Source organism: Streptomyces sp. NPDC034037, from assembly GCF_055575715.1.
Genome location: NZ_JBVISC010000009.1, coordinates 236,233 through 248,179 on the forward strand (window position 1 = coordinate 236,233; position 11,947 = coordinate 248,179).

At 73.7% G+C, this 11,947-nt stretch carries 2 protein-coding genes; both read right to left on the reverse strand.

The window, feature by feature from the left end:
* Positions 1 to 32: 32 nt before the first annotated feature.
* Positions 33 to 8,348: a type I polyketide synthase gene (locus ACZ516_RS29000; protein ID WP_469012413.1), complete on the reverse strand. Its 8,316-nt coding sequence runs from the start codon at positions 8,346 to 8,348 to the stop codon at positions 33 to 35.
* Between the two features lie 50 nt (positions 8,349 to 8,398).
* The gene (locus tag ACZ516_RS29005) at positions 8,399 to 11,926 is read right to left on the reverse strand and encodes a condensation domain-containing protein (RefSeq protein WP_469012414.1); all 3,528 of its coding nucleotides are present in this window, start codon (positions 11,924 to 11,926) and stop codon (positions 8,399 to 8,401) included.
* Between the last annotated feature and the right edge of the window lie 21 nt (positions 11,927 to 11,947).

Consider the following 11,947-nt stretch of genomic DNA (forward strand, 5'->3'; position numbering starts at 1 on the left):
AGGTAGTCGAGCAGCTTCCCGTCGGTCATGTTTCAGGGCCTTCCCAGCTCATCGTCGATCAGAGAAAAGAGTTCGGCGGCGTCGGCCGCGGCGATCTGCTCGTCATGCGGCACCTCCATCGGGCCGTCGGTTTCCGGTCCGACGGCCACCACCCCGAGCAGCTCGATGAGGCGGTCGGTGACGGCCGCCCGCAGTCCGTCGTCCCCGACGCCGCTCACGCTGTGCGCGAGCCGGTCCAGGTCGGCGAGGACCGCGGGCCCGTCAGGGGGTGACGCCGGTGCGGGCGGGCTCGCCGGCCGCTCCGGGGCCGCCTGCGGTGCGGCGGCGGCCGGTTTCGGGGTGAGCCGTTCCAGCAGGTGCCTGGCGAGCGCAGCCGGGCTCGGGTGGTCGAAGGTCACCGTGGCGCTGAGGGTGACGCCGGTGAGGGTGGAAAGGCGGTTGCGCAGCTCCAGGGCCGTCAGCGAGTCGAAGCCGAGGGTGGTGAAGCCGCGGTCGGCGGGCACCTCCTCCGCCCCGGCCCTGCCGAGGACGGCGACGATCTCCGCCTGCACGAGCCGTCGCACCGTCAGCTCCCGGTCGCGCTCAGGCAGGGTGAGCAGCCGCTCCCGCAATGGCGCGGCGCCGCCCCGCGCCTTGTTGTCCCGCACGGCCCTGGCCGGGGCGAGCCCCCGTAGCAGCGCCGGCGGCTCGGTGTCGCGGAGCGCGGCGGCGTCGAGCCAGGCGGGCACCAGGTGTGCCCGGTCCGACGCGGCGAGGACGAGGTCGAGCAGCGCAAGGCCGTCGTCCGTCGGCAGCGGCCGCATGCCCATCCGGAGCATCCGCTGCCTGTCGGCGTCGTCGAGCCGGTCGGTCATGCCGGTGCGCTGCTCCCACAGACCCCAGCCGAGGGAGAGGGCGGGCAGGCCCGCGCTGTGCCGGTGGTGGGCCAGCGCGTCCAGGAAGGCGTTGGCCGCGGCGTAGTTGGCCTGACCCGCGAGCCCCAGCGTGGCGGTCACGGAGGAGAAGAGGACGAACGCCGTCAGGTCGAGGCCCGCGGTGAGGTCGTGCAGATGCCAGGCGGCGTCGGCCTTCGGCGCCAGTACCGCGTGCAGCCGCTCGGGCTCCAGGGACAGCGTCGCGGCGTCGTCCATCCGCCCGGCCGCGTGCACCACGGCACGCAGCGGCGCCGACGCGGGTACGTCCGCCAGGAGTTCGGCGAGCGCGGCCCGGTCAGTGACGTCGCAGGCGGCGACGGAGACGGCCGCGCCCTGCGCGGCCAGTTCGGCCACCAGCTCCTCCACGCCGTCGGCGGCCCGGCCGCTCCTGCTGACGAGCAGCAGGTGGCGTACGCCGTGCCCGGCCACGAGGCGGCGTGCCACGAGGGCGCCGAGCCCGCCGGTGCCGCCCGTGATGAGCACGGTGCCCTCGGGGTCGATGACCGGACGGTCCTGGTCGGGCGCCGGGACAAAGCCGCGGGTGAGCCGGGGAACGTACGACGTGCCGTCCCGCAGCGCCACTTGGGGCTCGCCGAGCGCCAACGCGCGTGCCAGCACTTCAGTGGCCGGTCCGGCGGATTCGACGTCGGCGGTGTCGGCGTCCACGAGGACGATCCGGCCGGGGTGTTCGGTCTGGGTGGGACGCAGCAGCCCCCACACGGTCGCCGCCGCGAGGTCGACGTCGTCGCCGAGCTCCACGGCCACCGCGCGCCGGGTGACGACGACCAGGCGCGAGGCGCCCTCGCCGTTCTCCTCGAGCCACTTGCGCACGTGGCCCAGCACGCGCTCGGCGCTCTCGTGAACGGCCGTGGGCACGTCCGTGTCGGCCGGCGTGACGGGCAGCACCTCCGTCGCGGGATCCCAGGGCTTCACGGCGGCGGGCGCGGCGCTCTCGCGCCACTGGACCTGGAAGAGCTTGGGGTCGCTGCGCCGGGCGTCCAGGGGCCGCAGGGTGAGCGAGTCGACGAAGAGCACCTCGACGCCGCTGCCGTCGGCGACATGCAGGGATGCCCTGCCCTCGCCCAGCGGCGAGATCCGCACCCGCAGCCGGGACGCGCCCCTGCGCGCGAGGCGGACACCGGCCCAGGAGAACGGCACCATCGTGCCGGGCTGTTCCAGGACCAGCGGGTGCAGCACCGCGTCGAGGAGCGCCGGGTGCACGCCGAACGGCCCCGGCTCCTCGCCCAGCGCCACCTCGGCGAGCAGGTCGTCGCCGTGCCGCCAGACGCGCTCCAGGTTGCGGAACGCGGGGCCGTACTCCAGACCGCGCCCGGCGAGTTCGTCGTACCAGGCCTCGCGGTCCTTCGGCACAGCCCCCGGCGGCGGCCACTCCTCCGTCGCGACGGCGGCGTCCGCGGGCTCAGCGGCTCGGACCACACCGGTGGCGTGGAGCTGCCAGGTCTCGTCGGCGGCGCCGAGGACACGGCCGTGGACGCGGACCGACCGCCGGCCCGCGTCGTCCGGCGCGGCCGCCGTCAACTGCACCTGGACCGCGTCGCGCTCGGGCACCACCAGTGGTGTGTGCAACGTCAGTTCGTCGACGGTGTGGCCGACGCGCAGGGCCATGTCGAGCAGGGCGGTGCCGGGCACCACGGCCCTGCCCAGCACGCGGTGGTCGGTCAGCCAGGGCCGCGACCGCAGCGAGATGCGCTCCGTCCAGACGGTGCCCCCGCCGTCGGCGAGCTCCACGGCGTTCCCGAGGAGCGGCTGGTCGGCGGTGGCGTCGAGCCAGTGGCGCGTGCGCTGGAAGGCGTACGTGGGCAGGTCGGCCCGGGGCGCGCCGGCGAACAGCCGCTCCCAGGCGATGTCGAGGCCGCGCGTCCACACCTCGGCGACCGAGGCCAGGAATCGGGTGGGGCCGCCCTCGTCGCGGCGCAGCGACCCGCAGACCACCGCGGTATGCGCGGCCCCGACGTCCTCCAGGATCTCCTGGATGCTCATGGTGAGCACCGGGTGGGAGCTGACCTCGATGAACGTGTCGTGGCCCTGCTCGGCGAGCGCGGCCACCGCGGAGTGGAAGTGCACGGTCCGGCGCAGGTTGCGGTACCAGTAGCCGGCGTCCGCGAGGTCCTCGCCCAGCCAGTCGCTCCGCACGGTCGAGTAGAAGGGCACCTCGGCGGGCGCAGGGCTCAACTCGGCGAGCGCCGTGGCCAGTTCCCCCTCGATGCGCTCGACGTGGGAGGTGTGCGAGGCGTAGTCCACCGGGACCTTGCGCGCCCGTACGCCCTCCTCCTGGCAGACGGCGTGCAGTTCGTCGAGCGCCTCGGCGTCACCGGCCACCACGGTGGCGTTCGGGCCGTTCAGGGCGGCCACCGCGAGGCGGCCCTGCCAGCGCTCCAGGCGGGCCTCGGCCTCCGCGGCGGACAGCGCGAGGGACATCATTCCGCCGTGTCCCGCCAGGTCCCGGGCGATGGCCCGGGAGCGGAGCGCGACCACGCGGGCCGCGTCGCCCAGCGACAGGGCGCCGGCCACGCAGGCGGCCGCGATTTCGCCCTGCGAGTGGCCCACGACGGCTGAGGGTTCGACGCCGTACGCGCGCCAGAGCGCCGCGAGCGACACCATTACCGCCCAGGACGCGGGCTGGACCACGTCGACCCGCTCCAGGGTCGGGGCGTGTGCGGCCTGCCGCAGCACGTCCTCCAGGTCCCAGTCGACGAATTCCGCGAGCGCCGCGGCGCAGGAGCGCAGCCGCTCGGCGAACACCGGCTCCGCATCGAGGAGTTCCACGGCCATACCCGCCCACTGCGAGCCCTGGCCGGGGAAGACGAAGACCACGCGCCCGCCGGCTGCCCGTGCCGTTCCCGTGACCGAGCGCGGTGCCTTCGCGGCGCCTTGGACCAGCGCGTCGAGACCGGCGAGCAGGTCGTCACGGTCGGCGGCCATGACGGCGGCCCGGTGCTCGAACGGCGTGCGCGCCGTGGCCAGCGAACGGCCGACATCGAGCGGGCGCAGCTCTGCGTGGGACGCGAGGTGCTCCCGCAGCCGCGCGGCCTGGTCGGCCAGCGCGGCCTCGGTCTTGGCGGACACGAGAACCGGCACGGGAAGCGAGTCCAGGGCCAACACTCTGGTTGGCAGCTCGGGCTCGGTCACGGCGGGCGCCTGCTCGATGATCACGTGCGCGTTGGTGCCGCTGATCCCGAACGACGACACCGCGGCCCGGCGGGGGCGGCCGGTCTCCGGCCACGGCCGCTGCTCGGTCAGCAGCTCCACCGCACCCGAGCGCCAGTCCACGTGCCGCGAGGGACGCTCCACGTGCAGCGTCCGTGGCAGCACGCCGTGCCGCAGCGCGAGCACCGTCTTGATCACACCCGCCACACCGGCAGCCGCCTGCGTATGACCGATGTTCGACTTCAACGACCCAAGCCATAGAGGCCGTTGGGGGTCCCTGCCCTGCCCGTACGTGGCCAGGAGCGCCCGCGCCTCGATGGGGTCGCCCAGTGTCGTGCCGGTGCCGTGCGCCTCCACCGCGTCCACGTCCGTCGCCGACAGGCCGGCCTGTGCCAGCGCGTCGCGGATCACCCGCTCCTGCGAGGGGCCGTTCGGCGCGGAGAGTCCGTTGGACGCGCCGTCCTGGTTGGTGGCGGAGCCGCGCAGCACGGCGAGGACCTGGTGGCCGTTGCGCCGCGCGTCCGACAACCGCTCCAGAACGAGCACACCGACGCCCTCGGACCAGCCCGTGCCGTCGGCCGCGTCCGAGAACGCCTTGCACCGGCCGTCCGCCGAGAGGCCCTTCTGCCGGGAGAACTCCACGAACATGCCGGGCGTGCACATCACTTCGGCCCCGCCGGCCAGGGCCAGGGAGCTCTCGCCCGACCGCAGCGAGGCCGCCGCCAGATGCAGCGACACCAGCGACGACGAGCACGCCGTGTCCACCGTCACCGCGGGCCCCTCGAACCCGAAGGTGTAGGCGATGCGGCCGGACGCCACGCTCGGCAGACCGCCGGTCAGGGCGTAGCCGCCGAAGCTGTCGGACGTCTCGTGCAGCGGAGGGACGTACGACTGGTCGGAGACGCCCATGAAGACGGCCGTGCGGCTGTGCCGCAGGGACTCGGGGTCGATCCCGGAGCGCTCCAGGGCCTCCCACGAGGTTTCGAGGAGCAGCCGCTGCTGCGGGTCCATCGCGCGGGCCTCGCGCGGGCTGATCCGGAAGAAGTCGGCGTCGAAGTCCGGCGCGTCGTACAGGAACCCGCCGCTGCGGACCTGCCCGGTCGCCTCCGGCGCCACGTCCCAGCCGCGGTTCTCGGGGAACGCCGAGATGGCGTCCACCCCGTCGCGGACCAGGCGCCACAGGTCCTCGGGAGAGCTCACGCCGCCGGGCAGCCGACAGCCCATGCCCACGATCGCGACCAGGTCGTCGTCCGGTGCGAGGCCTTGTACGGGCCCCGCGGCGCCCGGGGCGTTGCCCGCGAGCTCCTCGGTGAGGTGGCGCAGGAGGGCGAGGGGGGTGGGGTGGTCGTAGACGAGCGTGGTGGCGAGCCGCAGTCCGGTGGCCTGGCTCAGGCGGGTGCTGAGCTCGACCGCGGTGACCGAGTCGAAGCCGGTCTCCTTGAACGTGCGGTCCGCGGCGACCGCCTCCGGGTCGGTGTGCCCGAGGACGGCCGCCGCCTGGGAGTGGATCAGCGCGCGCAGGTCCCGCTTCCCCCTTGCGGGTGCCCCGGCGTCGGACGCGTCCTGGGGCGATGCGGGCGCCGGTGCCGCCGTCGGCCGCACGGCACGTCCGGTTCCTTCGGCGGCGATCCAGTGGGTGCTGCGCTGGAAGGCGTAGGTGGGCAGCTCCACGGCGCGGGCGCCGGTGTCGTCGAAGACCGGCCGCCAGTCCACGTCGGCGCCCCGCACGTGCAGCGCGGCCAGGGAGAGGAGGAGGCGCCGCACGCCGTCCTCGGCGCGCCGCAGCGTGCCCTGCACCACCGTGTCGGCGGCGCCCTCCACGGTGTCGACGGTGGACTGGACGGCCATCGTCAGGACGGGGTGCGGGCTGGCCTCCACGAACACGCGGTGCCCGTCGGCGGCGAGAGCCCGTACGGCGTCCTCCAGGCGCACCGGTTCGCGCAGGTTCCGGTACCAGTACGCGGCGTCCAGGTCGGACGGGTCGAGGGGGCCGCCGGTGACGGTGGAGTAGAAGGCGACCTCGCGGTCCCGGGTCGTGACGTGCGCGGCCGCCCGCAGGACCTCCTCGCGTATCTCCTCGACGTGCCGCGAGTGCGAGGCGTAGTCGATGGGGACGCGCCGGGCGCGCACGTCTCGGGCGCGGCAGTCGGCCACCACCGCGTCCACGGCGTCGACCGGACCGGAGACGACGACCGCCCGCGGGCCGTTCACGGCGCCGATCGAGACCCGCTCCCACACGGCGTCCTCGATGGCCGCCTCGACGTCCGCCGCCGGCATCTCGACGAGCGCCATGCCGCCGCGGCCGGAGAGTCGGTCGGTGATGACCCGGCTGCGCTCGACCATGAGCCGCATGCCGTCCGCCACGGGCATGATCCCCGCCGCGCAGGCGGCCGTGATCTCGCCCTGGGAGTGGCCGACCACGGCGTCGGGGGTGATCCCGGCCGCGCGCCACACCTCGGCCAGGGACACCTGCACCGCGAAGAGCGCGGGCTGCATGACGTCCATGCGCAGCAGCGCGTCCTCGTCGGCGAGCGCCTCCCGCAGCCGCCAGTCCACCTGGTCGTCGAGCAGCCGCGCGCACGCGTCCATCCGGGCGGCGAAGACCGGTAGGGAGTCCCACAGGTCCAGGGCCATGCCGGGCCACTGCGGGCCCTGCCCGGGGAACGCCCAGACGACGCCGGACACGGATCCCGCGGTGCCCTCCACCACGTGGGGCGACGGCTCGCCCGCGGCCAGGGCGGCCAAGCCGTCCAGGAGTTCGGCGCGGTCCGCGGCGACGACGACGCCGCGGTGCGCGAACACCGACCGGGTGGTGGCCGCCGCGTATCCGACGTCCACGGGGCGCAGATCGGGGTCGGCCGCCACGCGCGCGTGCAGCTTTTCTGCCTGGGCCCGCAGCGCGGCCCCGCTGCGGGCCGACACCATGACGGGCACCGCGGCCGGCTCGGCCCGCACGGGCTCGTCCGTGGGCGCGGCGGGGGCCTGGCCCACCACCACGTGGCAGTTGGTGCCGCCCACGCCGAACGAGCTGACGCCCGCGAGGCGCGGCCCCTCGGGCCAGGGCCCGGTCGTGTCGTTGACCCGCAGCCGCAGCCGTTCCATGGGGATCGCCGGATTGGGCTCGGCGTAGTTGAGGCTGGACGGCAGGATCCCGTTCCGTACCGAGAGGGCGACCTTGATCAGGCCGATCACGCCGGCGGCACCGTCGAGGTGCCCGATGTTGGTCTTGACCGAGCCGACGAGGAGCGGCTCCGCGTCCGGCCTGTCCTGACCGAGCACGGCTCCCAGCGCCGCCGCCTCGATGGGGTCGCCCGCGCGCGTGCCGGTGCCGTGCAGTTCGACGTAGCGCACCCTGGCCGCGTCCGTGGCCGCCTGGGCGTAGGCGCTGTGCAGGAGTTCCCGCTGGGCCTCGCCGTCGGGGACGGTGAGGCCCTCGCCGCCGCCGTCGTTGTTGACGGCGCTGCCGAGCAGGACGCAGTGGACGGTGTCGCCGTCGGCGACGGCGTCCGACAGGCGCTTGAGGACGACCATCCCACCGCCCTCGCCGCGCACCGTGCCGTTGGCGCGCGCGTCGAAGGCGTAGCAGCGCCCGTCCGGGGACAGGGCGCCCGCCCGCGCGAAGGCGAGCGTGCCCTCCGGCGCCAGGTTCAGGTGAACGCCGCCTGCCAGAGCCAGCGTGGCGGCGCCCGACAGCAGGCTCTCGCAGGCGAGGTGGACGGCGACCAGGGACGAGGACTGCGCCGCGTCCACGGTGAGGCTGGGGCCGCGCAGGCCGAGCTGGTAGGAGACGCGGTTGGCGATCACTCCACGGCTCAGGCCCGCCATGGAGTGGTGGGACACGGCGTCCCCGCCGTGCCGGTGGACGAGCGCGGCGTAGTCGTCGCCGGTGGCGCCGAGGAACACGGCCGCCTTGGCGCCACGCAGGGTCTCCGGCACGACGGCGGCGTGTTCGAGCGCCGTCCAGCTCAGCTCAAGGGCCAGGCGCTGGCGCGGGTCCATCGCCTCGGCCTCGCGCGGCGAGATGCCGAAGAAGCCGCTGTCGAAGTCGGCGACGCGGTCCAGGAACCCGCCGCGGCGCACCCCTTCGAAGCCGTGCGCCCCGTCCGGGATCCCGTCGAGGTCCCACCGGCCGGCCGGCACGTCGGTGATGGCGTCCACGCCGTCGCGCAGCAACTGCCAGAACGCATCGAGGTCTTCGGCGCCCGGGACCCTGCAGGACATGCCGACGACGGCGACCGCCCGCTCGGCCGGATCACTCGTGGACATGCCTGCTTCCTCTTCCGGTCGTTCCTGTTCGAGGTGGGGAGGGTGCGTCGTCATGCGGTCGTGTCCGCCTCGGTGGCGGTCCGCGCCCGCGACCGCAGCCGGGCCAGGTCCGCCGCGGGGTCCGCCACGATCTCCCGCAGCAGCCGCTCGTACATCCGCGCCATGTGGTCGGCGGTGTCCCGCGTGAACAGGTCGAGGCTGTACTCCAGCTGGCCCCGCAGGCCGGTGTCCGTCTCCAGGGCGGTCAGGTTGAGGTCGTACTTCGCCGGTCCGGGGTCGGTGGCGACCGGGCTCACGGTCAGGTCCGCCGCTCCGGCCGCGTCGCCCGCCTCGGCCACCGGGTTCGGCACCAGGTTGAACATCACCTGGAACAGCGGGGAGTACGAGGGATCGGCCTCCGGCGCCAGCTCCCCGGCCAGTTCGGCGAAGGGCAGGTCCTTGTGCTCGTGGGCTTCCGCCGTGACCTGCCGGACCTGGGCCAGCAGGTCCGTGAAGACGCGGTCCGGGGCGATACCGAGGCGGATCACCACGGTGTTCACGAAGTATCCGACGACCTGTTCCAGTTCGGCCCGCGGCCGGTTGGTGACGGGCGAGCCGACAGCCAGCTCGCGGTCGTCCACGCGATCGCCCAGGAGCACGGCGAACGCCGACAGGAGAGTCATGTACAGCGTGCCGTCGTGCTCCTGTCCCAGCTGCCTGAGCCGCGCGAGCACGGACTGCGGGACGTCGAACGTGGCCTTGGCGCCCCGGTAGGACTTCACCGGGCGGCGCGGGTGGTCGGTGCGCAGCGAAAGACATGCGGGCAGGCCGTCCAACTGCCGTTTCCAGTAGTCGCGTTGACGATCGAGTACCGCGCCGTCCAGCACGTCGCGCTGCCAGCGGGCGAAGTCGACGTACTGGAGCGGCAGTTCTGGCAGACCCGGCTCCTCGCCGCGGCTCGACGCGCCGTACAGGGCCATGAGTTCGGTCAGCACGATGGTCAGCGACCAGCCGTCGAAGACACCCCAGGGACGGGTGAGCACGACGACGTGCTCGTTGTCCGCGACCGGCACCAGGTGGATCCGCACCGCGTACGGGCCCTCCGGCGCGAAGGGGCGGGTGCGTTCGTCCCTCAGCCAGGCGGCGAGAGCGTCGTCCCCGGCGATCGGTTCGGTGACGGTCACCTCGAAGCCGGCGGCGTCATGGACGCGCTGGAGGACGTTTCCGTCGCGGCGCGCATAGCCGGTGCGCAGTACCGCGTGCCGTGCGACGAGCGCCTGGACGGCGCGCGCGAAGGCGTCGCGGTCGAGGTGTCCCGTCAGCCGGTGGGCCAGCTGCGCGTTGTCGTACGAGGGGTCCAGGTGCTTCGGGTGGCCGAGGAACCACAGGTCGCCCTGCTGGAGCGAGAGCGGCACCTCCTCGCCCTCCGCGACGGGCACGGCAGGCACGAGCGGCACGGCCTCGACGGCAGGCGGCTCGTCGTCCATCGCCGCGGCCATCTCGGTCACGGTGGCGCCCGTGAGGATCAGCTGGAGCGGCAGTTCGCGGCCCGTCTCCCGGCGCACGCGCAGGTTGAGCCGGACGGCGAGCAGGGAGTGCCCGCCGAGCGCGAAGAAGCTGTCCTCGATGCCGACACGGCTGACCCCGAGCACCTCTTCGAGGACGCGGCAGAGGGTCCGCTGGGTCCTGGTGCGCGGCGCGACGTAGGCCTCCTTGGCCACGGCGCCCTCGTCCGGGGCGGGCAACGCCCGCTTGTCGACCTTTCCGTTGGGGGTGATGGGCAGCTCCTCGAGGAGCATGAACACGCTGGGCAGCATGTACTCCGGCAGCCGCGCGGACAGGTGCTCCTTGAGCGTACGGGCCACCGAGGGGCCCAGGTCACCGATCCGCGGGAAGTTCGCCAGGTGCGCCTCGCGGTAGGGCGCGCGGGCCCGGACCGGTGGCAGAGCGTCCCGGCCGAAGACCAGGTCGAGGCCATCGGGACGGTCCTGCGACCAGGTGGCCGCCACCTTGTAGCCGAGCTCCTCGGCACGCAGCAGTACGGCCTCCAACTCGTCCACGGCGGCTTGCTCCGTGCTCCGGACCCCACCGGGAAGCGGGCTCACCTCGTGGGAGGGCGACCAGCGGGTCAGTCCCTCACCGACGCGCACGTCGTCGGCGACCCGGGGGTTGCGCAGGCCGCTGACACCGAAGCGGTCGGGGGCGCCGTCCTCCAGGAGGGCGCGCAGCCGCTCGGTGGTGTCGGCGTCCAGCCACGTCAGGGGTTCGGCCGGGGTGTCCATGCCCTTGGTCAGGACGACGTCGTAGCGGTAGGCGGACATCTCGTTGTCCTCCACGCCGCGCTTGACCATGAGGTCGTACCCGCCGATTTCGGGGAAGCGCTCGGCGATGCGGGCGAAGTAGGTGGGACTCAGGAGCAGTTCGCTCTCCTGCCTGCGGCGGCGCCGCACCTGTTCGGCGAGCGCGCCCACCGTGGTACGGCCTGCGGCGCGGCTGCGTTCGACCGCGCTCAGGTGGGCCTGGAGCAGGTCGAGGTTGCGTACGTCGCCGATGAAGATGCGGCCGCCGTCCTCCAGAAGAGGCAGCATCCGGGCGATCGTCTCCTCCAGGTAGACCCGGTTCGGGAAGTACTGGGCCACGGAGTTGAGCACGATCGTGTCGTAGGTCTGCCCGGTGAGGCGGGCCATCGACAGGGCGTCCCCCTGCTCCAGGGTGACATGGCTCCAGCCTCGGCGCTCCACTCCCCGGCGGACGTCGGCGAGCGCCGACGCCGACAGGTCGAAGGCGTGCACCGCCTCGCAGGCCTCCGCGTAGCGGAACAGGAGCAGTCCGGTGCCGCAGCCGATCTCCAGCAGGCGCCGCGGCCGCAGCTCGGCGATGCGCCGGACGGTGCCGTCGATCCACTCGCGCATGCCGGCTTCGGGCACGGGCAGGCCGGTGTAACTGCTGTCCCAGCCGACCAGGTTGAGGTCGTCGGCGGCTTCGTCGCCGGTCCCCGCGTACTGGTCCTCGAAGACCCGCTGCCACTGGTCGAGGAGCGTGGCGTTCTGCTCGCGGGCGGCGTCGTCGAGCCACTGCGGCGTCGGGCTCACATAGGCGACCAGCGCACGGTTGTCGTCACAGCCGCGCGGGACGACGACGCCGTGGGAGACCGCTTCGTGTCCGGCGAGGGCGGCTTCGATCTCCCCGAGCTCGATGCGGAAGCCACGGATCTTGACCTGATCGTCATTGCGGCCCAGGTACTCCAGGGACCCGTCCGCGCACTGCCGCACCAGATCACCCGTCTTGTACATCCGCGCCCCGCCACGACCCCGGAAGGGATCCGACACGAACCGCTCGGCCGTCAGCTCGGGGCGGTTGAGGTAACCCCGCGCCACGCCCTCACCACCGACGTACAACTCACCCACGGCACCAACCGGAACCGGCCGACCACGCTCGTCCAGGACATAGATCCGCAGGTCCGGGATGCGGTGACCGATCGGACTCGCCGAACCCTCCGTGTCCGCCCGCGACAACTCCCGGTAGGTGACATGAACCGTCGTCTCAGTGATCCCGTACATGTTCACCAGACGCGTCCCACGATTGACCGCACGCCCCATCCACGGCTTCAACGCCGCGAC

Coding starts and splice junctions, on each gene's coding strand:
- ACZ516_RS29000 (WP_469012413.1), bottom strand. CDS start 8,348: ATGTCCACGAGTGATCCGGCCGAGCGGGCGGTCGCCGTCGTCGGCATG.
- ACZ516_RS29005 (WP_469012414.1), bottom strand. CDS start 11,926: ATGGGGCGTGCGGTCAATCGTGGGACGCGTCTGGTGAACATGTACGGG.